22 protein-coding genes are annotated in these 22,172 nt (G+C 73.7%); 10 read left to right on the top strand and 12 right to left on the bottom strand.

What is annotated here, in order from left to right:
- A partial coding sequence (locus tag ABZ321_RS52025; RefSeq protein ID WP_354903839.1) for an RNA-guided endonuclease TnpB family protein occupies positions 1 to 503 on the top strand: 503 nt, incomplete at its 5' end.
- A gap of 213 nt (positions 504 to 716) precedes the next feature.
- Here ABZ321_RS52025 and ABZ321_RS52020 read toward each other — a convergent pair.
- Positions 717 to 1,454 carry an aminoglycoside phosphotransferase family protein gene (locus ABZ321_RS52020; protein WP_354903837.1) on the bottom strand — a complete coding sequence of 246 codons (738 nt, stop codon included), beginning with the start codon at positions 1,452 to 1,454 and terminating at the stop codon, positions 717 to 719.
- A 49-nt stretch (positions 1,455 to 1,503) separates the two neighbouring features.
- A complete protein-coding gene (locus tag ABZ321_RS52015; RefSeq protein ID WP_354903836.1) occupies positions 1,504 to 1,923 on the bottom strand; it encodes an SRPBCC family protein in 420 nt (139 codons plus the stop codon).
- 23 nt (positions 1,924 to 1,946) lie between these two features.
- Here ABZ321_RS52015 and ABZ321_RS52010 point away from each other — a divergent pair, with 23 nt between their 5' ends.
- Entirely contained in the window at positions 1,947 to 2,489 is a 543-nt protein-coding gene (locus tag ABZ321_RS52010) for a TetR/AcrR family transcriptional regulator (RefSeq protein WP_344514453.1), read from the top strand.
- A 155-nt stretch (positions 2,490 to 2,644) separates the two neighbouring features.
- Here ABZ321_RS52010 and ABZ321_RS52005 read toward each other — a convergent pair whose 3' ends face one another.
- Positions 2,645 to 7,102 (bottom strand): FtsK/SpoIIIE domain-containing protein, encoded by a 4,458-nt coding sequence (locus ABZ321_RS52005; RefSeq protein WP_354903834.1) that lies wholly within the window; start codon positions 7,100 to 7,102, stop codon positions 2,645 to 2,647.
- Between the two features lie 248 nt (positions 7,103 to 7,350).
- On the opposite strand from ABZ321_RS52005, the gene ABZ321_RS52000 reads away from it, so the two are divergent.
- Positions 7,351 to 8,013, top strand: a complete 663-nt coding sequence (locus ABZ321_RS52000) for a tetratricopeptide repeat protein (protein WP_344514457.1) — start codon at positions 7,351 to 7,353, stop codon at positions 8,011 to 8,013.
- A 116-nt stretch (positions 8,014 to 8,129) separates the two neighbouring features.
- Here ABZ321_RS52000 and ABZ321_RS51995 read toward each other — a convergent pair whose 3' ends face one another.
- The gene (locus ABZ321_RS51995) at positions 8,130 to 8,921 is read right to left on the bottom strand and encodes a peptidoglycan DD-metalloendopeptidase family protein (RefSeq protein ID WP_344514459.1); all 792 of its coding nucleotides are present in this window, start codon (positions 8,919 to 8,921) and stop codon (positions 8,130 to 8,132) included.
- Between the two features lie 96 nt (positions 8,922 to 9,017).
- Here ABZ321_RS51995 and ABZ321_RS51990 point away from each other — a divergent pair, with 96 nt between their 5' ends.
- Positions 9,018 to 9,965, top strand: a complete 948-nt coding sequence (locus ABZ321_RS51990; RefSeq protein ID WP_344514461.1) for a LysR family transcriptional regulator — start codon at positions 9,018 to 9,020, stop codon at positions 9,963 to 9,965.
- Complete coding sequence (locus ABZ321_RS51985; protein ID WP_354903831.1) at positions 9,955 to 10,503, top strand: DapH/DapD/GlmU-related protein; 549 nt, start codon at positions 9,955 to 9,957, stop codon at positions 10,501 to 10,503. Before ABZ321_RS51990 ends, ABZ321_RS51985 begins: the two co-directional genes overlap by 11 nt.
- Before the next feature lie 16 nt (positions 10,504 to 10,519).
- On the opposite strand, the gene ABZ321_RS51980 is transcribed toward ABZ321_RS51985, so the two are convergent.
- Positions 10,520 to 10,954 carry a hypothetical protein gene (locus tag ABZ321_RS51980; RefSeq protein WP_354903829.1) on the bottom strand — a complete coding sequence of 145 codons (435 nt, stop codon included), beginning with the start codon at positions 10,952 to 10,954 and terminating at the stop codon, positions 10,520 to 10,522.
- Between the two features lie 135 nt (positions 10,955 to 11,089).
- Here ABZ321_RS51980 and ABZ321_RS51975 point away from each other — a divergent pair, with 135 nt between their 5' ends.
- Together ABZ321_RS51975 and ABZ321_RS51970 are read left to right on the top strand one after the other, a co-directional pair.
- Positions 11,090 to 12,247, top strand: a complete 1,158-nt coding sequence (locus tag ABZ321_RS51975; protein ID WP_344514466.1) for a histidine kinase — start codon at positions 11,090 to 11,092, stop codon at positions 12,245 to 12,247.
- The gene (locus ABZ321_RS51970) at positions 12,244 to 12,885 is read left to right on the top strand and encodes a response regulator transcription factor (RefSeq protein ID WP_354903827.1); all 642 of its coding nucleotides are present in this window, start codon (positions 12,244 to 12,246) and stop codon (positions 12,883 to 12,885) included. Before ABZ321_RS51975 ends, ABZ321_RS51970 begins: the two co-directional genes overlap by 4 nt.
- Before the next feature lie 28 nt (positions 12,886 to 12,913).
- Here ABZ321_RS51970 and ABZ321_RS51965 read toward each other — a convergent pair whose 3' ends face one another.
- Complete coding sequence (locus tag ABZ321_RS51965) at positions 12,914 to 13,969, bottom strand: hypothetical protein (protein ID WP_354903826.1); 1,056 nt, start codon at positions 13,967 to 13,969, stop codon at positions 12,914 to 12,916.
- Between the two features lie 152 nt (positions 13,970 to 14,121).
- Complete coding sequence (locus ABZ321_RS51960) at positions 14,122 to 14,412, bottom strand: hypothetical protein (protein ID WP_354903824.1); 291 nt, start codon at positions 14,410 to 14,412, stop codon at positions 14,122 to 14,124.
- A 96-nt stretch (positions 14,413 to 14,508) separates the two neighbouring features.
- On the opposite strand from ABZ321_RS51960, the gene ABZ321_RS51955 reads away from it, so the two are divergent.
- The 3 genes from ABZ321_RS51955 to ABZ321_RS51945 are packed head-to-tail and all read left to right on the top strand — an operon-like array spanning position 14,509 to position 16,054.
- Positions 14,509 to 14,958 (top strand): SRPBCC domain-containing protein, encoded by a 450-nt coding sequence (locus ABZ321_RS51955; protein ID WP_344514473.1) that lies wholly within the window; start codon positions 14,509 to 14,511, stop codon positions 14,956 to 14,958.
- Positions 14,959 to 15,014: 56 nt separating this feature from the next.
- A complete protein-coding gene (locus ABZ321_RS51950) occupies positions 15,015 to 15,809 on the top strand; it encodes a hypothetical protein (RefSeq protein WP_354903822.1) in 795 nt (264 codons plus the stop codon).
- Positions 15,806 to 16,054 (top strand): hypothetical protein, encoded by a 249-nt coding sequence (locus tag ABZ321_RS51945; RefSeq protein WP_344514478.1) that lies wholly within the window; start codon positions 15,806 to 15,808, stop codon positions 16,052 to 16,054. The genes ABZ321_RS51950 and ABZ321_RS51945 overlap by 4 nt, the downstream gene beginning before the upstream one ends.
- Here the strand turns inward: ABZ321_RS51945 and ABZ321_RS51940 are convergent.
- From ABZ321_RS51940 to ABZ321_RS51920, 5 genes are read right to left on the bottom strand one after another with little or no spacing between them, the layout of a single operon-like run.
- The gene (locus tag ABZ321_RS51940) at positions 16,051 to 17,988 is read right to left on the bottom strand and encodes an acyltransferase family protein (protein WP_354903820.1); all 1,938 of its coding nucleotides are present in this window, start codon (positions 17,986 to 17,988) and stop codon (positions 16,051 to 16,053) included. The genes ABZ321_RS51945 and ABZ321_RS51940 overlap by 4 nt on opposite strands.
- Entirely contained in the window at positions 17,985 to 18,614 is a 630-nt protein-coding gene (locus ABZ321_RS51935; RefSeq protein ID WP_354903819.1) for a low molecular weight phosphatase family protein, read from the bottom strand. The genes ABZ321_RS51940 and ABZ321_RS51935 overlap by 4 nt, the downstream gene beginning before the upstream one ends.
- Positions 18,611 to 20,062, bottom strand: coding sequence for a polysaccharide biosynthesis tyrosine autokinase (locus tag ABZ321_RS51930; RefSeq protein WP_354903817.1), 1,452 nt, complete (start codon positions 20,060 to 20,062; stop codon positions 18,611 to 18,613). The genes ABZ321_RS51935 and ABZ321_RS51930 overlap by 4 nt, the downstream gene beginning before the upstream one ends.
- Positions 20,059 to 21,108, bottom strand: coding sequence for an MraY family glycosyltransferase (locus ABZ321_RS51925; protein WP_354903816.1), 1,050 nt, complete (start codon positions 21,106 to 21,108; stop codon positions 20,059 to 20,061). The genes ABZ321_RS51930 and ABZ321_RS51925 overlap by 4 nt, the downstream gene beginning before the upstream one ends.
- Entirely contained in the window at positions 21,105 to 22,130 is a 1,026-nt protein-coding gene (locus tag ABZ321_RS51920; RefSeq protein WP_344514487.1) for an NAD-dependent epimerase/dehydratase family protein, read from the bottom strand. The genes ABZ321_RS51925 and ABZ321_RS51920 overlap by 4 nt, the downstream gene beginning before the upstream one ends.
- Between the last annotated feature and the right edge of the window lie 42 nt (positions 22,131 to 22,172).

Genomic DNA, 22,172 nt, shown 5'->3' with positions numbered 1-22,172 from the left:
CACGGCTGAAGGTCGCCCGCGTCCACGCCCGGATCACCGACCGCAGGCGTGACCACCTGCACAAACTGAGCACTCGGCTCGTTCGTGAGAACCAAACGATCGTGATCGAGGACCTGACCGTGCGCAACATGGTCCGAAACCACCGCCTCGCCCGCGCCATCGGCGACGCGGCCTGGCGGCAGTTGCGCACCATGCTCGAATACAAGGCCGAATGGCACGGCCGCACCCTGGTCGCCGTGGACCGCTGGTTCCCGTCGTCCAAACTGTGCTCGACCTGTGGTGCGCTCGCTGAACATATGCCGCTGCACGTGCGGTCGTGGACCTGCCAGTGCGGCACCGTCCACGACCGCGACGTCAACGCAGCCCGCAACATCCTCGCGGAGGGGCTCTCCGTGATCGCCTGTGGAGGCGGTGTAAGACCTCAACGAGAGTCCTCTCGGACGAGGCAGTCGTCGGTGAAGCAGGAACCCCCTGGGGTGACCCAGGGAATCCCCGCCCTTTAGGGCGGGGAGGACTGTCAAGGTAGCTCCTGCTTCGGCACACGCCGTCGGTCGGCGACCTGCGAAGCTACCGCACCAGGGCAACCGCGCCGCGGTGCCCGCCCCCGCCGTGACGGTCGCCTTCAAGCACGACCCGACGGCCTGACGGAGCCGTAGGCCACCCGTCGGGATCGCCCGGGCCGGCCGACAGCCGGCGCTGCCGAGCGCCCATGGGCATCACATGCGGGCGCGGAGCACGTCGATCTCGCAGCCCGGTTTGGACGGGTCGAAGCCGTGCTCGACCAGCCAGCGGACGGCGAGCAGGCTGCGCAGCGACCACCACGCGCGGATCGCGTCGAGGTCGGCGCCGGGGCCGTAGCCGGCGATGACGTCGTTGAGGTGCTCCTCGTGGCCGAGCGTCAGGCTGGCGAGGTCGAACATGGCGTCGCCCCGGCTCGCCTCGGACCAGTCGAGCACGCCGGTGACCTCGTCGCCGTCGACGAAGACGTGGGAGATGTGCAGGTCGCCGTGGGTGAACGCGGGTGTCCACGGGCGGAGCGCGGCCTCGGCGACCTGGCGGTTGCGGGTGACGAGGTCGGTGGGGAGGACGTCGTTCGCGATGAGCAACGTGCACTCGGTGTCGAGGTCCGCGGCGATGGCGTCGACGGTGCGGCCGGGCCAGGATGGCAGGGGCGCGTCGTGCAGCTTCCGCACGGTGGCGCCCGCCGCGGCCCACGCCGCCGGCGACGCGGTCGACGGCTCGCCGAGACGGCCGAGCGCCACCCCTGGGAGGGCGGCGAGCGCGAGCACGGGCGGCCTGCGCCACAGGACCTCCGGCGTCGGGACGGGCGCAAGGGTCATCGCCTCGACCTCGACGTCGACGCGTGCCTGATCGGTGTCGACCTTCAGGAACACGTCACCGACGCGCAGCGTCGCGCGCTCGTGATGGGCGATGACCACCTCGATCCGATCCATGGCTGCCATTTTCGTGCAAGGACCCCGGACGTCGCCACGCAATTGGGATTCAGCGGACGGCGGCCGCCTGGCGCGTGAAGCCTGCCGCCTCCTGGCGCAGCGACGACCGCATCAGCCCGCCGAGCACCGCCATGACGCCGGACAGCGGGCCGTCGGTCTCGATGACGAGTCCCATCCGGGTGCCCGAGCCGGCCGGCTCCAGCAGGTGGCGGCCGGTCAGGCGCAGCCCCTTGCGGCTGGTCTCCCAGGTGAACTCGCGCTCCGGCTCGAGCCGGGTCACGGTCCAGACCGCACTGCTCTGCGCCGGCTGCTTGATCCGGGCGGTGCTGCCGACCCGCAGCTCGCCGCCGTCGAGCCGGTCCAGCCGCTGCACGGTCGGCAGGAACTTCGGCCAGTCCTCGACCTCGGTGGTCAGGCGCCACATCAGGTCGACCGGCGCGTCAATTCGGGTGAATTCCTCGTAGCGCATGCGGCCACTGTACCATTTGGTACATGTCTGAGTCCCGTGACGATCTGCTCGCCCGCGTCCTCGAGTTCGCGGCCCGCGACGGGCTGGCCGACCGCAGCCTGCGGGAGATCGCGACCGGCGTCGGCACCAGCCACCGGATGCTGCTGTATCACTTCGGCTCCCGGGAGGGACTGCTCGCGGCCGTCGTCGGCGCGATGGAGGCCCAGCAGCGCGCCACGATGGCCGCCCTCGCCGAGACCGCGGCGACCCCGGCCGAGCTGATGACCGGCGTGTGGCAGGCCGTGTCGAGCCCCGAGGTCCGCCCGTTCGTGCGGCTCTTCTTCGAGGTGCTCGCGCTCACCACCCGCGGCGGCGCACCGGGACCGGACGGCCTCACCGCGAGCTGGCTCGACGACGCGGAGAAGGCCGGCGAACGCCTCGGCATCGAGACCGACCGGGCGTCGCTGCGGTTGGGCGTCGCCGTCACCCGCGGCCTGCTCGTCGACCTCGTCGCAGGCGAGGACCCGGCCGAGGTCGACGCCGCCTACGCCCTCTTCATCCAGCTCGCCGCCGACCCGAAGCAGTGATCGGGTATCGGGCGAGTTCGACGACCTGACCGTGACGGTGCCGTGCTGCCACGCCCGGACAGCGCTGGGGTTCGACTGGCCGTGCGGCTCCGCAAGGTTCGAGGCTGTGGCACCTGAAATCGTGGGGTCACGAACGACCGTCTCAGCCGATCGGGTCAGCTGAAGGGGCGGACCTTTGCGAGGAGTTCGGTGGGGGAGCCGGTGAAGCCGGCGCCGGCCAGTTCGAGGGCCTGGGTGGCCGCGGCCGGTTCCAAAGCGTCGAAGCCGGCGGCCAGCAGCTCCGCCACGATCGAGCGGAGGCGGGGGACGGTCGTGGGGGCCGGGCCGGCCAGGGCGTCGGTGATGCCCAGCAGCTGCGGCACCCGCCGCGGGCGGGCCGCGACCAGTGCCGCCGCGTCGTCGGTGGTCGCGTAGGGGACCTGCACGGGGGCCATGCCGCGCGGGCGGATCAGCACGCCGCGGCCGGGTGGGTCGGCGGTCACGTACGCCTGCGGGATCTTCACCACGGTGTTGAACAGGTGGGCGCGCGGCTGGCGCGGGCCCAGCAGCAGGCCCGCGCCGGAGCGGCCGGCCTCCGCGGCGAAGCTGCCCGGCGGTGGTGCGGCCAGGTCGTCGACGGCGGCCGCGACGACCATCCCGAGGTGCGCGGGGTCCGTTTCGAGGAGGAACTCGCGCAGGACAGCACCCGCGTCGCCGCGCAGCAGGTGCTCGGCGTCGTCGACGAGGACGACGCACCCGGTGGTGCCGGCGGCGGCGAGGGCCAGCTGCGCCTGGCGGACGGAGGGCTGCCGGACCCCCAGGATGGCCGCGACCCCCGGTACACCGGACAGCGCGTGCAACGGTGAGGTCCGCACCGGCGCGAGGATCACGACCTGCGTGCCGCGTGACAGCAGGTCCAGGGCGATGCCGAGCAGGGCGGTGCTGCGCCCGCTGCGCCGTTCGCCGGTGACGTAGAAGCCGGGGCCCTCGGCGGTCAGGTCGACGCCGAGCAGGTGCAGGTCGTCGCCGCCGACGCCGGCCGGGATCCAGGACGGGGAGGAGTCACGGGGCAGGGTCGCGGCCGAGGCGACGCTGATCTGGTCCGGCAGCTCGTCGACCCGCCACGGGCGGACGGTGACCGCGGCGGCGGTGACACCGGGGTCGGCGACGGCGACCTGGACGATGCGGTGCCGGCCGGTGAGCCGGATCGCCTGCCCGGGGCGCTGGTCGCCGGGCACGGCGGTCGCCGGGATGCCGAGCAGCGCGTGGTCCCCGGGTGCGAACGGCAGCGCGAGCAGGTCCCGTGACGACTCGGTCAGCGCCCGGAAGCGGCCCGACGTCAGCAGTGCGCCGCTGCCGGCGACCGCGACGTGCACGCCGACGGCCGGGCCCTTGCGGGCGATGCGGACCAGCGCGTCGTACAGGGTGCCGTGGTCGACCTCGCCGAACGTCTGCAGCCACGTGTCCCAGTCGTCGACCAGCAGCAGCGTGCGGGGGCCGCCGCCGCGTTCCCGCTCGCGGATCAGCGCCTCGAGGCGGGCCAGCAGCCGCGCGCCGCGGTCCAGCTGGCCGGCGTCCACGACCGCGCCGCAGTGCGGCAGGGCCGCGAGGTCGCCCAGGGTGCCGCCGCAGTCCATCACATAGATGTGGATTTCGCCGGTACGAAGGGCCGCTGCCGCCACGGTCCGCAGGAAGGTGCTCCGGCCGGACCGGGGGCGGCCCGCGACGAGCAGGTTGGTGCCCTCGTGCAGGTCCCAGACGGCGGCGGGCTGGGCGCGCAGCTCCGGCTGGTCCTCCCGCCCGAACACCAGGCCGGACGGTGCGGACAGGGGCACCGAGGACAGCGGCAGCGCCGCCGACAGCTCGTCCAGCCATGGCCGCTCCGGTCCGCTCACCCCGGCGGCGGCCGCCGCCGCGCGGACCGCGTCGACGAGCACGTCCACGTCGCGGGCGGCGCTGCGGGCGGCGTCGGCCGGCGGGTACCCCAGGCGCGGCCACGGCGAGCGGATCAGCCGGACCCGTTCGCCGGGCGCGCGGCGGGTGCCGCCGCCGAGGAACGCGGACTGGAACAGCACCAGGTCGGTGTCCTCGCCGCGGCGCAGGTACGCCTGGCCCTTCCCGGTCAGGGTGCTGGCGTCGGGCCGGCCGATGACGTCGAGGGAGTGCTCGGCCGGCAGGTGCAGCGCGACCTGCAGGTTGATGTTGGGCCGGATCTCCGCCGGCACCACCCCGCGCGGCGTCTGCGTGCCGATGACCAGGTGCAGGCCGAGGGACCGGCCGACGGTCGCGACGTGCACCAGCCGGGTCAGGATCTCCGCCGGCAGCTGCTCCTTGAGCATCGCGAACTCGTCGATGACGACCAGCAGCCGCGGCAGCCGCGGCGGGCAGCCGGGCGGCAGGGTGCCGGCGTCGGCGCGCTGCTGGTACAGCTCCAGCTTCTCCACCCCGGCCGCCGCGAGGTACCGCTGCCGCCGGTCGAGCTCACCGGCGAGCGAGTCCAGCGCCCGCATCACCTGCCGGCCGTCGAGGTTGCTGATGCTGCCGACGGTGTGCGGCAGGTCGGCGAACGCCGCGAACGCCGCGCCGCCCTTGAAGTCGACGAGGACGAACCCGAGCTCGTCGGGGCGGTTGGCGAGGGCGAGCGCGCCGATGAGGCTCTGCAGGAACGCGGACTTGCCCCAGCCGGTCGCGCCGGCGACGAGCAGGTGTGGCCCGTGTGCGGCGATGTCGACGTTGAGCGGCCCGTCGCCGGTGCGGCCGATCGCGACCCGGGTCTGCCGCGGCCGGCGCCGCCACCGGGCGTCGAGGTCGGCCGTGTCGGCGAGGTCGAGCAGCGCCACCTCGGCCGGCATGCCGCCGCCGGCGTGCTGGGTCTCCGGGTCGCGCAGCGGCGCGAGCGCCCGCCCGGCCCGCTCCGCGGCGACGGCGCTGACCTGGTCGGCGACGACCCCGTCGAGGTCCGGCTGGTGCATGCGGCGCAGCCGGACCCGTGCGGCGTCGGTGAAGTCGACGGTGATCGGGCAGCGGTACGGCAGCTGCCCCACCGCGACGATGAACACGCCGGCGTCCGGGCCGTGGGCGAGGACGTCGGCGAGCCCCGGCACGTCGAACTCGGGCAGGTTGTCGACGACGACGAGCCAGTTGTGCCCGAACCGGCGCGGCTGCGCGTCGGGGCGGCGCCGGGCGGCGACGACCGCCGCCAGGGTCTCCACCTGGTGGGTGAGCGTCGCGGTGTCCACGCCGACGCGGGCGAGCGGACCGGTGTCGGGGCGGGCGTGTGGCAGCCACCGCACCCAGTCCCAGGCGGCGGCGCCCGTGTCGTCGGCTGCGTCGCCGGCCCTGGTCAGCACGGCGACGCTGAGGTCGGCGGGGCCGCTCTGCACGACCGCCTGCAGCAGCAGCCACCGGGCCAGGGCGCGGGCCTGCGCGCGCGGGCCGGCGATCCCGACGGTGCCGGCCGTGCCGAGGTCGGCGAGGACCGGCACCTGCGGCTGCACCGGCTGCTGCACCGGTGGCGCGTCCGGGGAGGCGGACGGGTCGCGGACCGTGATCTGGCTCGGCTGGTCGGCCACGCCGATGCGCAGCCGCAGGAAGTCGTCGTGGGTCGGCCGGCGCTGCCACAGCCGCGCGTCGTGGTGCTGGGCGAGCAGGACGGTGCCGGCGACGTCCGGCGACTGCTCCAGCAGTCGCTGCCGCTCCTCGGTGAGCAGCGCGGTCAGCTCGGCCTGCCGGTCGTCGCTGGCGGTGCGGAACCGCTGCTGCTCCCGCCGGCTGTCGCTGCGCCCGCGCCACCACGTCCACACGCCGGTGGCCAGCAGTGTCACGGTGCTCACGCCGGAGAACAGCAGGAACATCGCGTTGTGCCACACGAGGAACGCGACCACGCCGAGGACGAGCCCGCCCGCGGCGCCGATGCCGACGGCGGCGGTCCCGCCGCGGCGCTCGTCGGGGCGGCGCGGCAGGTCGACGGTGACCACCGGCGCGGCCGGCACGAACCGGTGCGGCCGGGTCACCCGCAGCGTGCCGTCCGGCAGGGGCCGCGCCGCGTCCGGCGCGTCGGCCGCCGGGGCGTCGGCCGGAAGGGGGTCAAGGACGAGCTCGTCGCGGCCGATCCGCAGCACCGTGCCCGGGAGGAGCCGGGCGGGGGCGGTGAGCCTGGCCCCGTCGAGGGTGGTGCCGTTGGACGAGCCGGTGTCGGACACCTCGACCCCGCCGGGCCCGACCCGCAGCGCGGCGTGCCGGCGGCTGATCCCGGTGCCGGTCAGCTGCACGTCGTTGTCTGCGGTCCGCCCGATCGTGACGGTGCCCGTGCCGGGCAGCGCGAACACCACCCCGGCGTCGGGCCCGGCGACCACCCGCAGCCGCCGGCCGGCGGCCTGCCCGGTCGCCGGCGCGGCCGCGCCCGGACCGGTGCCGAGGGTGACGTGCAGGAGGGCGCCGGCTCGTACACCCGCATCCACCAGCGACGCGTCGGCGTCGAGGGGGCCGGCGGCCGTCGCCACCCCGACCTCGCCGGGCGTCGCGAAGTGCGCCGCCAGGGCCCGGGCCAGGTCCTCGACCCGCGCGTCCGGCTGCACCTCCGCGTGCAGCTCGTGCGCCGAACCGGACAACATCACCGTGACCGGGAACCGCACGCGTTTGCCCCCTCCAGAACCGTTGCGCTGAGGAAACTCGACGATCTCCACCGCGCGCAACGGTCCTCCGGTCAGTCCGGGCCGCCGTTCGTTGCGCCGCGGCCGTGTTCAACCGAGGTGCGGCCGCCAGTCGAACATGTCCGCGGGCGGTCGCCGGCATCGCCGCCTGCCTGACCGTTGACTGCGTTGCCGAACAGGCCGAGACTGCCGGAGCCGGCAGGACAGGGGCGACGGCGACGGGGGCGGCGATGAGCGGCGACGAACGGATCGAACGGGCCAGGGACGGCTACGCGCGGGCGGTGTACGGCGGCGACCCGGGCGGGCTGGACGGCGCCGAACGAGGACTGGACGCGGTCGAGGCCGACACGGCGCTGGCGCGCGGCCTGATCCTGCACGCGCGGTATCAGAACGCCGCCGCCGACACTGGTGCGTCGCCGACCGAGGACCCCGCCGAGCTGCGGCTGTTCGAGCGGGCGCTTGAGCTGTACCGGACGCTGGGGGACACCCGCGGCGAGGCCGAGGCGCTGTTCTGGGTCGGTTGCGTGCACCAGTTCATCCGGCATGACGACGAGGTCGCGGTGCCGTTCCTGGAGCGGTCCCGCCTGCTGGCGGAGCGGACCGGCGACAAGCCGACCTGGTCGGAGGCGCTGCGGCACCTGGGCATCGCGGCGCACCGGGCCGGCCGGCTGGACGAGGCACGCGAGCGCCTGGAGGAGTCCTCCCGCCTGCGCCGCGAGATCGGGGCCCTGCCGGGCGTGGCCTCCAACATGATCGGGCTGGCCTACATCGCCGCCGCCCAGGACCGCCGCGAGGACGCGCTCGCCACCCTCGACGAGGCGCACGCCCTCGCTGACGCCAACGGCGCCCACGCCATCGTCCGCCACATCGAGCAGGCCCGAGCGCAGCTCTGACGGGCGGATCCGCGTAGCCTGACGGCCCGCATTGCTACCCGTGACCATCCGCAGGCGCTCACGCGGGTCCCGGCCTGCGCCAGGACGGGACCCGCACCGGGACCGCCGCGCGGCGGTCAGCAGCGTGGCACGCCGGGGATGAAGCCGTCGTAGCCGGTGAGGACGTAGGCGTCGGCGATGAACCGGCCGGAGCCGATCCGGTCCCAGATGTTGCTGGTGCCGTACGTGCCGTCGACCGTCGTGCCCGTCGTCTGGCAGCCGATCGTCACGGCGACCCCGTCGGCGACCGTGTCGACGGGGGCGTAGTTCGTGCCGGGGCCGGACCGCACGGTCAGCGGCGTGCCGGAGGTGTTCACCGTGCCGTTCGCGGAGCCGGACGGGCACCCGTTGTCGCTGGTGTAGTTCTTCGTGCCCCAGTACAGCGCCTGCGTGCCGTTGAACTTGATCTTCACGGCGGTGCCGCCGGAGCGCTGCTCGTAGTGCAGGTGGGGTCCGGTCGAGCCGCCGGTCGTGCCGACGTAGCCGATGACCTGGCCGTAGCGGACGGTCTGGCCGACGGACGCGTTGAAGCGGCTCAGGTGGGCGTAGTAGGTGGTGTACCCGCCACCGTGGTCGATCCGCACGTACTTGCCGTAGCTGGTGTTGCCGAGGTCGGTCACCCGGTCGACGGTGCCGGACGCGCTGGCCACGACGGGGTCGCCGTCGTCGTTGGCGCGGTTGAAGTCGATGGCGTTGGCGGGGCTGTGGTCGGAGCGGGTCTGACCCGACCACACCTGGCCGCACGGGAACGGGACCTTGAACGTGGGCGCCGCGAGCGCGGCGGTCACCGGGACGACCGCGGCGGCGGCACCCACCATGACGGTGAAGGCGCGGATCATTGCGCGCCGGGACGGACGCAGATTCACCATGCGCCACACGATATCGTCAGATATCTATGAATACGCCTAAAGGTTTCGGCAAGACATGAGCCACAACCATCGGTTGTACGTGTTTATGGTGTACCGGTGGACACGGAGGGGCTGCGGTCGTTCGTCCGGGCGGCCGAGCTCGGGCAGTTGCGCCATGCGGCGCTCGAGCTGGGGGTGACGCAGCAGGCGGTCTCGAAGCGGATCGCCGCGCTGGAGCGGGAGCTGGGCGTGCGGCTGTTCAACCGCACCGCCCGCGGCGTGGAGCTGACGCCCGACGGGCAGGCGTTCCTGCCGCACGCCCGGGGGATCGTCGCGGCGGTCGAGCGGGCCGTCACCGCCGTCAGACCCGGCTTCCGGGCGCTGCGGATCGACGTCCTCGGGCTGCGCAGCGCGCAGGCGGTGGTGCTGCACGAGTACTGGCGGTCGCACCCCGGCACGAACCTCGACGTGGTGACGCTGCGGGTCGACGATCCGCGGACGGCGGCCGCCGCCGTCGCGGCCGGTGACGTGGACGCCTCGTTCCGGACCGTCACCGAGCCCGCCTCGCTGCCGCACGAGCTACGGATGATCCACGCGTTCGACTCGCCGCTGGAGCTGCTCACCGGGCCGCGGCACCCGCTCGCCGCCGCGCGGGAACTGACGCCGGAACAGCTGCGCGGGCACCGGATCTGGGTGCCGGGCATCGCGCCGCGCAGCGAGTGGGCCGACTTCTACGACCAGCTGACCATCGCCTTCGACCTGCGCCTGGACGCGGCGGGACCACACTTCGGCGACGAGGTCCTCCTGGACGTCCTCGCCGGGTCCGCGGACGTCGCCACACTCGTCGGCTCGCGCGACCGGTACATCTGGCCGACCGGCCACGACCTGCGCCGCATCCCCATCGTGGACCCCGCGATCGTCTACCCGATCTCGCTCATCCTGCCGCGGACCAACCCGCACCCGGGGCTCCGCGGGATCGTCTCGCACCTCGACACCCTGCCGAAGCCCGCCGCGCCGCTCTGGCGACCGTCATGGACCGTGGAAGGACCACCACATGCCCGATGACCTGCTCATGCGCATCCGCAGCGCGGAGTTCCAGGCGATGTCCGAGCGGGTGCTGCGGGTCACCGAGCTCACCTCCCGCCTGAACGTCCTGCCGTTCGACGACGAGCGGGGCAAGGCGGAGCTCCTCGAACAGATCCTCGGCCGGCCGCTGCCCGCGAAGGTGACGATCTACCCGCCGTTCTACACCGACCACGGCCTGCGCCTGGAGCTCGCGGAGCGGGTGTTCATCAACCAGAACTGCACGTTCCTCGACTACGCCGGCATCCGGCTCGGCGAGCGCGTGATGATCGGCCCGAAGGCCACGTTCATCACCGTCGGCCACCCCGTCGACCCCGCGCCGCGCCGGGAGTGGCTCACCGGCGCGCCGATCGACGTGGCCGAGAACGTCTGGATCGGCGCCGGCGCCACGATCCTGCCCGGCGTCACCATCGGCCGCGACGCCGTCATCGCCGCGGGTGCCGTCGTGGCCGACGACGTCCCGGCGGCGACGCTGGTGACCGGCCCCAAGGCCACCGTGCGCCGGCAGTGGCAGGGCTGAGGCGTGTTCCGTCGCGCTATGCCCCCGGCTTTCGCGCGGCGACGGCGGTGGGCGCCGATGCGGCCGGGCCGGGCTCCATCGACGACCGGACCGTACGCAGGTTCGTGCGGACCGCGACGCTGAGCATGAACACGCCGCACACGGCCTGCTCGATGCGGAGCCAGGTCGGGAAGGCGTTCGGCCAGGCGACGACGCCGACGATGGCCGCCAGCACCACCATCGAGATGATGCGCAGCCGGCGGAACGAGCCCCGATCGCCGGCGGCCGCGCGGCGGGCCAGGAAGAGCAGCACCGCCGCGCTCGCCGCGACCAGCGGCGTGCGGATCCAGACGGCCGAGGTGACGAGCGCCGGGTTGTGACGCATCACCACCGCGGCGACGACGGTGGACAGGCTGATCGTCAGGAAGGCTGCCAGCAGCTTGACGACGGTGTGCAGGTGGTCGTTTCCCATGCCGCCCAGACTGCTTCCCAGGGGCGCGGTGAGGCATCGGCGCGCGGGTAGAAGTCGTCTCTCCACCCGCAGGTGGAGACGCGCCTCTACCGACGGGTCGACGCCGGCACGGCGGCACCCGTTTAGGGTCGAAGGGTGCAGACGGAGGATCCCGCGTTGACCCGTCTCCGGGTCGTACGGTGGATGCAGTTGCTGACGCCGCTGATGCTGGCATGGTTCGTGTGGGCCGCGGCCACCGCCGAGCCCGGATTCGGGCTGACCGGGAAGCGGCTGATCGTGGTGCTGGCCACCGCCGTGTTCGTGACCGGGGTGTTCGGCCGCAACGCGACCACCGAGCTGCCGGTCCGACCGGCGCATGTGGTCTTCGTCGGGGCGATGCTCGTCAGCTCGGTGGCGCTGGTGGCGGTGCAGCCGGGCGGTCCGGGCTCGGTGGCGGTGCTGGTCGCGGTGCTGTGCGCGGCGACCGCGCTGATGCCCGTCCGGGTGGCCGTCCCGGCGTTGATCGTGGCGTTCGTGGTGCTGGAGATGGTGGCCTCGATCACCGGGCAGGACTTCGGCTTCCTGGCCGTGCTCGCCGGGTTCGCCGTGCTGTTCGGCCTGCTGTACCTGGCGTTCCGGTTGGCCGAGTCGCAGCGTGAGACCAAGCGGCTGCTCGCCCAGCTGGAAGAGGGCCAGGCGGCGCTGGCCGAGGCGGCCGGGCTGGCCGAGCGGCAGTGGCTGGCCCGGGAGATGCACGACGTGCTCGCCCATTCGCTGTCCGGGCTGCTGCTGCACCTGGAGGGGGCGCGGATGCTGATCACCGAGGATCCGACCGACCCGCGCGTGCCCGTCGCCGTCGACCGCGCCCACCACCTCGCCCGCACCGGCCTGGAGGAAGCGCGCCGGGCCATCGGCACACTGCGCGACGACGACCTGCCCGGACCCGACCGGCTCGCCGCACTGGCCGAGCAGTTCACCCGCGACCAGGCCGTGCTGTGCGACTTCGCGGTGTCCGGCGAGCCGCACCCGCTGAAACCGGAGGCCCGGCTGGCCCTCTACCGGGTGGCGCAGGAGGCGCTGACCAACGTGACCAGGCATGCGTCGCCGACGCGGGTCTCGCTGCGGCTCGCCTACGAGTCGACGGACACCCGCCTGACCGTGGAGGACTTCGCCGACCGCCCGCCCGTGATCCCGGCCGAGACCGACGGCTACGGGCTGACCGGGATGCGCGAACGGGCCGAACTGCTCGGCGGCACCCTCAGCGCGGGCGCCACCGGCCACGGGTTCCGGGTCGAGCTGGTGGTGCCGGCATGATCCGGGTGCTGATCGCCGACGACCAGCGGGTGGTCCGCGAAGGGCTGAGCATGGTGCTCGGGTTGATGAAGGGCTTCGAGGTGGTCGGCACGGCCGCCGACGGCGACGAGGCGGTCACGCTCGCCCAATCCCTGCGACCCGATGTCGTGCTCATGGACCTGCGGATGCCCCGCTGCGACGGGATCGAGGCCACCCGCCGCCTGCGCACCGAGGCGCCCGAGGTCAAGGTGGTCGTGCTGACCACGTACTCGGACGACCGGTCGGTGCTGGACGCGTTCCGGGCCGGCGCCCGCGGCTACCTGACCAAGGACGCCGGCGGTGCACAGATCCACGAGGCGCTGCAACAGGTCCTGGACAACCACGCCGCCATCGACCCGGCCGTACAACGGCACCTCATCGACGCGATCGCCACCGCGCCGCCGCCACGGCCGGCGTTCCCGGACGGCCTCACGCCCCGCGAGGCCGAGGTGCTGTCGCTGATGGCCGGCGGCCTGTCCAACGCCGAGATCGCCGCCCACCTGGTCGTCAGCGAAGGCACCGTGAAGACCCACGTCAACCACCTGTTCACGAAGATCGGCGCCCGCGACCGCGCCCAGGCCGTCACGTACGCCTTCCGTCACGGCTTGAACGCGTCATGAACCATCCCTGAAGGGGCCGTCGGCCGGGTCAGAAGACGTAGAAGCAGTAGTCGAAGCGGCGGCCTCGGTCGTAGATGGCACGCAGCCAGGGCTGCCTGACCTCGGGCAGGCGGGCCAGTACCTTGAGGAAGATCCGCCCGTCCGGATCGAGCCGGTGACTGGGGAACAGCGGCGGCAGCGCCTCCGGCGGGATCGGAACCGACAGCCCGACCGGTTTGACGTCGCGGTGGAACGCGAGGTGCCGCCATACGTCCCAGGCCAGCGGGACCGGCTTCACCGGCCGGGCCACCGGCCAGTGTTCGCCGGTCTGCGGATGCTCCGGGACGAGGGCGAGGTGGCCGTCGGCGGCCGGAAGGCCGGGCCCGGCCAGGACCAGGGTGCACTCGGACCGCGCGTTGACCGGGCCGACGAGACGGTCGAGGGTGGGCCGGAAGATGGCGGCGACCCGGTGATCCGGGATCAGGATCGGGTCGCCGCCCGAGGCGGCCAGCAGGTGCGCCAGCGCCGAGGCGACGGCGGCCGTCCACATCGGGTGCCAGCCGCCGTCCGGTTCGGACGGCGGGATGCCGGGCCGCTGGTCGATCAGGTCCCTCCAGTCGAGCACCGGGTGCGGACCGGGACCCTCCTCGATCACGTGGGTTGTCAGCGGCTCCAGCCACACCGCCTGCCACAGGCCGCAGTCGTCGATCCGGGTGGCCACCGGCGTGCCACAGGTGACGCAGACCATGTTGGGTTCGCTGCCGTCGAGGCCGCAGCATGCGGAGTCGCCCACCAGCGCCGGATCGATGAAGACGCCGCGGACGTCCCCCGGGGCGAGCAGCACCTGGCCGGCCGGTCCGTCGGAGATGGCGAACCTCGGCGCGTACCAGCCAAGTGCCTCGGCCTCACCAGCTTCGAGCTCGGCCCACCGGCGCCCCGGCGAGCCGGAGGGCAGCGGATCCATCGCGAATGTGCCGGGCTCCAGCAACGGGTCGAGTGGACCCGGCCCGTTGCCGTACCTCTGATACGTGTGGACGGGAAGCGCCACCCTTGACACCGGAACCGTCAGAGCGGCTCCGCAGCTCCGGCAGCCGTGAACCGTCATGTGACCGGCTCCCTCGCTGCGTCGGAGGACCGGTCCTCTTGGTCAGCGGGCGTCACGGCGTGAGGTTACCGATCTCGAGGATGCCCGGCCACGGAGTTGATGCGCCTCTGTGTTCGGAGGTCGCCGGCGGGAATTTCAAGCGGCTCTGTGCCTCAGTCGTCCTCGATGTATCCGGTGGCGGGGTCGACCTGGGCCAGGAAGCCGCGGATGTGCTCTCTGTGCTCGTCGAGTGACAGGTTCGGGGTGGGGCTCACGCCGAATCCGTAGCCGGGGTTCGGCCCGCTCAGCCACGCGTAGTCGGTGCCGCCGAACTCGTTCGGGGTGAGGGCGAAAAGCTCCCCGTCAACTTCAAGCGTGAGTGAAGTCGCACCTTCGGTCACGGGGCACACGCCGGGCACGGCATCCGGATCGCCATCACCGTTGTCTGGGTAGATCGCCTTCACTCGACCATCTTCCCGCGCCTGCACGCCCGGCGTTCCTGCTTTAAACCGGCCGGAAGCGGGAAGACTGCGGATCTCCGGCGTCGAAGGGAGACGGCAGTGGCCAAGCGACGCAAGCTCGTCCGCACCTCACCCGATCGCGTCTTCGCGGTCCTGGCCGACGGCTGGATGTACGCCAGCTGGGTGGTCGGTGCGTCCCACATCAGGGACGTCGACGAGGGCTGGCCCGCGGTCGGGACCCGCCTGCATCACCAGGTCGGGCCGTGGCCGCTGCACATCACGGACGTGACCTCGGTGCGGGCGGTGGTCCCGGGCCAGATGCTCGAGCTGCACGCCCGGGCGTGGCCGATCGGCGCGGCGACGGTGCGGCTGGACCTCGAACCGGTCGAGGGAGGCACCCGGGTGACCATGGTGTACGAGCTGACCGAGGGCATCGGCCGGTACCTGCCGCGCCGGGTCCAGACGGCGCTGCTCGGCCCACGCAGCGCCGAGATGCTCTCCCGGCTGGCCGACATCGCCCTCCGGCGGCGAATCCCGGCCGTTTACTGACCTGGCGGCAGCGTCAGCTCTAGGGATCAGGCGCACGATGTGCCAAGATCATGCCCGTGGCGATCGACCATGACGTGCGTGCGGGGGCGGACTGGGCCGTGGAAGTGCTGACGGCGGCCGGCTACCGCGCCGACTTCTCGCCGTCGTCGTTGTGGGAGATCGAGCGGTTCCTGAACGCGGAGGCGCCGGACGGCCGCCCGCGCTCGCGTGGCCTGCTCGGCAAGGACCTGGACGTTCGGGTGGCCATGCTGGGCGGCTACGTCGGCGAGGTGATCCGGCGCCGGGTGGGCGGCACCTGGGTCCGCGACGGTGACCACGCCGCCCTGGACCTGCCCGGCGGCGCCCGGATCTGGCCCGCGCAGCAGGTGATGCACCGCCTCGCCACCGGCGCCGGCGGCAGCCTCACCGCCTACGCGTCGGCAGCCGGCGTGGACCCGGGCCCGTCGACGCCGGTCCTGCAGTGCCGCTGCTGTGGTGCGGTGCCGGCCGCGGACACCAAGTTCCGCGCCGTCCAGTCCGTGCTGATCTGGATCGGCTACACCCGGGCCCCGGGCCCGTTCTGCCGCGACTGTGGCACCGCCGTCTTCCGGGACCTCCAGCAGAAGATGTTCACGTTCGGCTGGTACGGCATCTTCGCCGTGGCCGCGCCGATCGTCCTGCTGCTCAACTGGGCCGCCATGACGAAGGTCACCGCGCTGGCGGCCCCGGCCGCGCAGCCGGGCGGTGCACCCGTCCGGCCGATGGACGCGGGCCGGCCGCTGCTGCGCAGGCCGCAGGTGATTGCCGGCATCCTCGCCCCGATCGTGCTGCTGACCGCCTTCGCGATCCACGCCCGTTCGACTGGCCCGTGACCGGGGGTCTGTTGCCATCGTCGGGGCCGGACGCGCGTCGCGCGTGTGGCAAGGCCGGTGACTGCGTCATCACGCCGAACCCCCGCGACGCCTACTACAGTCCGGGCGAGGGTGACCGCGCGGTCGGCGTGGAGCTCGGCGGCGGCGTGTTCAGCGTCGTCGTGTGGATGTCGGACACGAGCGACGCGTTCAGCAAGAAGGTCGCCATCGAGGTGTTCCGCGCCGCCCGCCCGAAGGTCGCCTAACCGCCGGGCGCCAGCAACGGAGCCATCCGGGCGACGAACCAGCGGGCGCCGTCGGCGGAGAAGTGCAGGCCGTCGACGCGCAGCAGGACGCCGTCGACGATGGGACGGCAGGTGCCGCCCGGGCACACCGACTCCTGCAGCGTCGCCAGGGTCACGCCCGGCACCTCGTCCCGGACGGCGGCGTAGATCCGGTTCGTGGCCTCGGTCAGCGGGTCCGGCGTCGCGCTGCACGCCGGCGGGGCCGGGTCGCGCAGGCAGTCCGGGCCCGCCGGGACGAGCGGCAGGACGGCGACCAGCACCAGCTTCGCCCCCGCGCGCGTCACGGTCTGCGCGAACGCCCGCAGGTGCTCGTGGACGTCGGCCTTCCAGCGGCTCGACAGGGGCTCGACCCGCTCGCCGGACGGGGTGAGATGCGTGATGAGCTCCCACCGCGAATACGCGATGACCAGATCGGGACGGTGCTCGTCGAGGAGCCGCCGGATGCGGGCCGGCGTCTGCGCCGCGCACTGCCGCATGAACGGTTTCGGCTGGGCGCCGTCGGTGTTGAGCAGGCCGGTGAGCCCGCAGCCGTTGTGGGCGGCGAGCACGTAACCCCAACCGTTGCGGGCGGCGAGGTCGGCGATGCCGGGGTCGAGCGACCGGGCGATCGAGTCGCCGACGACGGCGACGGTACGGCCGGTCCCTTCGGGCCGGGTCCGGACGCAGATCGACGTCGTGTCGGGGCAGATCGCCCCGGTCGCGGAGCCGGCGGCGACCGCGTGCTCGCTGGCGGTCCGCGCGGCGTCGACCTGCTGGGCCTGGTAGCCGGTCGCGTAGGTGGTGGCGGTCACCGCGAGCGTCGCGCAGGCGGCGAGGGCCGCCACGGCCGCGGTGACGAACCTCGTCCCGGTCCGGCAGGCGGCTCGGGGCCGCCCGCGCAGGACCGGGCGCTCGACCAGCAGGTATGAGCCGGTCGCGAGCAGCAGGGTGACGGCCACGGCGACGGCGGCGGTCCCGGCACCGGACAGGTGCCAGGGCAGCGCGTGCGGCGTGAAGGCGATGACCGGCACGTGCCACAGGTAGATGCCGTACGAGACGCGGCCGGTGCCGCGCAGCGGCGCGGTGGCGAGCAGGCGGGCGACGGGCGTGTCGGGGGCGCTCTCGACACCCCAGATGAGGGCGGCGAAGACGACCGATGCCAGCGCCGCGCCGCCGCGGTAGTAGAACGGTGCCGCGTCGTGGACGAGCAGCATCAGCCCGGCGCAGGCGGCGAGCGCGAACGGCGTGACCAGCCGCGTGCCGGTGGCGCGTCGCGCGACGAGCGCCAGGGCCGCGCCGATGAGGAGCTCCTGGGCCCGGGCGTCGGTGCCCGCGTAGGCGCGGATCGGGTTGCCGGGGTCGTAGGTGACGGCCATGATCAGTGCGCTGGCGGCGGCCAGTACGGCCAGCAGGGTGGCGGCCGTGGCGGGCCGGGGGCGGCGCCGGTGGACCGGCAGCAGCACCAGCGGCCACAGCAGGTACCACTGCTCCTCGACCGCCAGCGACCACATGTGCCGCAGCGGTGACGGCGCGGCGGTCTGCGTGAAGTACGACAGCGGCGCGGTGATGTCCTGCCAGTTGGCGTAGTGGCAGAGGGCGGCGATGAGGTCACCCCTGCGGTCGGCCCACAGCCCGGCTGGTTCCCAGTGGCGGACGGCGACGGCGACCGCGGCGACCATCAGCAACAGCGCCGGCAGCAGGCGGCGGCCGCGCCGGATCCAGAACGCGATGACGTCGACGGGACCGTTGCGGGCCTCGCGCAGGAGCAGGCCGGTGATGAGATAGCCGGAAAGGACGAAGAACAGGTCCACGCCGAGGAACCCGCCCGGCAGCAGGCGCGGGTCGAGGTGGTAGGCGACGACGGCGGCGACCGCGACGGCGCGGAGGCCGTCGAGGGCGGGCCGCCGGTCCGTCACCGCGGTCCGCTCAGCGCGTGCAGGATCACCTGTACCGCGCGGTCGATCGCGGTCGCGCAGTCGTCGAAGGCGTCCAGGGTCCGGTCCGGGTCGGGGATGTCGTCGGGCGCCACGCTGGACCCGGTCGCGCACCGGGTGCGCCCGCGGCGGCGCACCGCGGCGGCGACCCGCTGCCGTGCCAACGCGACCGGGTCTTCGGGCAGGTCCGGGTCGGCCTCGTGCGCACCGCCGCCGTCCGGCGGGGCGAGGCGGGCGAACTCGTTGATGGTGAACGTGCGGCGGACGGCCGCGGGGTGCAGCGCGAGGACGTCGTCGCGTTCGCGGACGGTGGCGGTGAGCACGAGGTCCGCCCCGCGGATCGCGACGGCGGTCAGCCGGCTGGTCGTGAACGCCGCGGGCGAGGCGCCCCGGGCCGTGAGGACCTGCGCGGTGTACGGGTGCATCGGCTGGCGGTCACGTCCGCGGGTGCCGGCACTGTGGACGTGGAAGCGGTGGGACAGCGCCGGCGGCCACTCGGTGATGGCGCGCTGCGTCAGGTGCTCTGCGAGGACCGAGCGGCAGAGGTTGCCGACGCAGACGTACAGGATGCGGAACTGGCGGGCGGTGGCGGTGATGCTGGTGTTCACAGCCGGATGGCGATCTTCTCGCGCAGGCCGGTGAGGCGTCCGGCGAGCGTGCCGACGGAGGTGGCGGCGTGCCCGGCGGAGTAGGCGTCGTAGTAGTTGTAGGCGTCCTCGGTGCGCCGCGGCGTCATGTTCAGGATGAAGCCGAGCACGTCGACCTCGGCACGGCGTAGTGCCGCGGTCGCCTTGCAGACCTGGTCCCGGCGGGTGTGGCCGTGGCGGACGACGAAGATCGCGCCGTCGCTGAGGGCGGACAGGACGATCGCGTCGGCGACGGGCAGGACCGGCGGGGTGTCGATGATGACCATGTCGTACCGGGAGCGCAGCTCGTCCAGCAGCCGCCGCATGTGGTTGGAGCCGATGAGCTTGCTCGGGTTGGGCGGGACCGGACCGCTGGCCAGCACGGAGAGGGACGTGTCGCCCCACGGCTGGATGACGTCGTCGAGCTCCGCCTGGCCGATCAGGACGCTGGTGAGGCCGGCGCCCGACGGCACGCCGAGGTAGCCGGCGGCCTGCGGGCGGCGGAGGTCCGCGTCGATGAGCAGGACGGAGCGCCCGGACTCGGCGATCGACAGGGCCAGGTTGCACGACGTGACGGACTTGCCCTCGGCGGGCACGGAGCTGGTCACCACGACGACCTTGGTGCGCCGGTCGGCGTCCATGAACTGCATGCTGGTCTGCACCTGGCGGTACGCCTCGACCTGGCGGCCGCTGGAGTCCTCCTCGGTGACGGCGGCGATGCCGGTCTGGTCCGGGTTGCGCGGGATCACGCCGAGCAGCGACGTGCCGGTGATCTCCTCCGCCTGCTCGGTGGTCTTGATCGAGGTGTCCATGGCGTGCCGGACGGTGGCGAGGGCCGCGCCGGCCAGCAGCCCGGCGAGCGTCGCCAGCGCCAGGTTGTGCAGCGGCCGCGGTGAGACCGGCACGCCGGGCAGGTCCGCGGGGCTGACCACGCTGACGTGCACGGGTGACGGGCTGCCGTCGGGGGTGGCCTCGAGGGTCGGGACGAGCCGGATGAACTCGTCGGCGACGGCGTCGGTGATGCGCTGCGCCTGCTGCGGTGAGGTGTCGGTGACGCGGATGGTCAGCAGCACGGTGTCCTCGAGCGTGTCGGTGCTGACCCGCGCGGCGAGGGCGTCCGGCGTGACGGTCAGGTCGAGCTTGTCGATGACGCTGCGCATGACCCGCTTGTCGCGCACGATCACCGAGTACGACTTCACCTTCTGCTGGGACAGCAGGTCGGCCTGGTACGCCTTCGCCGCGTCGCCGCCGTCGGCCCACGCGGACACGAACAGCGTGGTTCTGGCCTCGTACCAGGGCGTCTGGCGGGCGGTGAGCACCATGCCGACGGCGATCGCGGCCAGGACGGTGGCGACCACGGACTTCCAGCGCTCGCGCAGCAGCGGCAGGATCGAGCGGAGCTCCAAGGCCGGGCCTCTTTCGGGTTTCATCGTGTGCGGGACGGTGTGCGGGCGGTCAGCGCGCGCTGGGCCGCCGGTGCGGTCGGTGTGGGTACGCGCAGCAGCAGGCACACGGCGGTGGTGCCGGTGAGGGCGGCGATGCCGAGCCCGGCGGTGGCCGGCAGCTGACCGGCGCGCACCAGCAGGGCGAGGCCGCCGCAGAGGGCCGCGCCGGCGGCGAGCGCCGCGGCGACCTGCGCCGCCGACAGGCCGAGCAGCCGCAGCCGGTGGGAGGTGTGGTCGGCGCCGCCCTGCCGCCAGGACCGGCCGGCGCGGCGGCGCGCGACCACGACCAGCGCGGTGTCGACGACGGCGATGAGGGCGAGCAGCAGCGGCACCGCCAGCGTGCCGGGGGAGCGGTCGGGTGCGGCGACGACGGTGCCGGTCGCGATGAGGAAGCCGACGAACAGCGAACCGGCGTCGCCGAGGAAGATGCGGGCCGGTGGCCGGTTGTGCCACAGGAAGCCGACGCAGGCGCCGCCGAGGCACCACCACAGCGCCTCGCGGCCGGAGCCGGTGGCGGCGACGCCGAGCAGCACGGCGGTGACGGCGGCGGTCGCGGCGGCGGCGCCGTCCATGTTGTCCAGCAGGTTGAAGGAGTTGGTCAGCAGCACGATCCACGCCACGGTGAGCGCGACGTCGAGCCAGTGCTGTCCGGTGACCGGCACGGTGTGCCCGGCGAGTGCGACGAGACCGGCCGCGCCGGCCTCGACGACCAGGCGGGTGTTGACGCTCAGCGGTGCCAGGTCGTCGATGAGGCCCAGGGTGCCGACGGCGGCGGCCGCGACGGCCAGCAGCAGGGCCGCGGCGGGCGCGGGCCCGCGCGCGACCAGGAGCAGCGCCGGCGCGAGGGTCGCCGCGGCGACGGCGAGGCCGCCGAGGTAGGGCGTCGGCGCGGCGTGGGCCTTGTGGCCGCCGGGGCGGTCGACGATGCCGGTGCGCACAGCCGTGCGCCGGCACACCGCGGTGAGGACGGCGGCCAGCGGGACCGCGACGAGCCCCGCGAGGACCGGTGCGGCCAGCCAGGGCGGGTTCACGACGCGACCAGCTGCCCTTGCGGGACCGGTGCGGCGGCCTCGGCCCGTGCCTCGGCGATCGCCGCGGTCAGCACGTCGTGCAGCGTGCGGCGCGGGGCCCAGCCGGTCAGCTCCCGCAGCCGCCGGGTGTCGGGCACCCGGCGGTGCATGTCCTCGAACCCCGAGCCGTAGGCCTCGTGGTACGGGATCAGCTCGATCGGTGACGGGCTGCCCGCGGCGGCGACGACGAGGTCGGCGAGCCGGCGGATGCTGATCTCGTCGGAGGAGCCGATGTTGACGGTCTGCCCGATCGCGGCCGGCGTGGCCAGCAGCCGCAGCAGCGCGTCGACGACGTCCGCGACGTGGACGAAGCAGCGGGTCTGCTCGCCGGTGCCGTAGACGGTGAGGGGGTGGCCGGCGACCGCCTGCCTGGCGAGGCGCGGGATGACCATGCCGTAGGCGGCGCTCTGCCGCGGCCCGACGGTGTTGAACAGCCGGGCGATGATCGTGGGCAGGCCACGCTCGCGGTGGTAGGCGTTGAGCAGGATCTCGTCGACGGCCTTGGCGGTGCTGTACGCCCAGCGGACGACCGACGGCGAGCCGAGGATGCGGTCGGCGTCCTCGGGCAGCGGCCCGGTGCTGTTCTTGCCGTAGATCTCCGAGGAACTGGTCAGCAGGACGGCGCGGCGGTGGCGCCAGGCGGCCTCGACGACGTTCTCGCAGCCGCGGAGGTTCGTGGTCAGCGAGGCCAGGGGCTGCTCGACGATCAGCCGGACGCCGACCGCGGCGGCGAGGTGCACGACGACGTCGCACTGGCGCACGAGGTCCTCGACGACGAGCTCGTCGAGGACGGAACCCTGCACGACGCGCAGCCCCGGGTGGCCTTCGACGCCGGCCAGGTTGGCGCGGCGGCCGCTGGAGAAGTTGTCCAGGACGACGACCCGGTCGCCGCGGCGCAGCAGTGCCTCGACGAGGTGCGAACCGATGAAACCGGCGCCGCCGGTGACGAGGTAGGTCTGCGGCTGCGGCGTCGTCCCAGGCACGATCGGTGGCCTCCAATGGCGGTGGGATGGTGTGCAGCGGAT

It is taken from the genome of Dactylosporangium sp. NPDC006015 (assembly GCF_040614215.1).
Lineage (GTDB): Bacteria > Actinomycetota > Actinomycetes > Mycobacteriales > Micromonosporaceae > Dactylosporangium > Dactylosporangium maewongense.
This window is presented reverse-complemented; position numbering and strand designations above follow the sequence as displayed.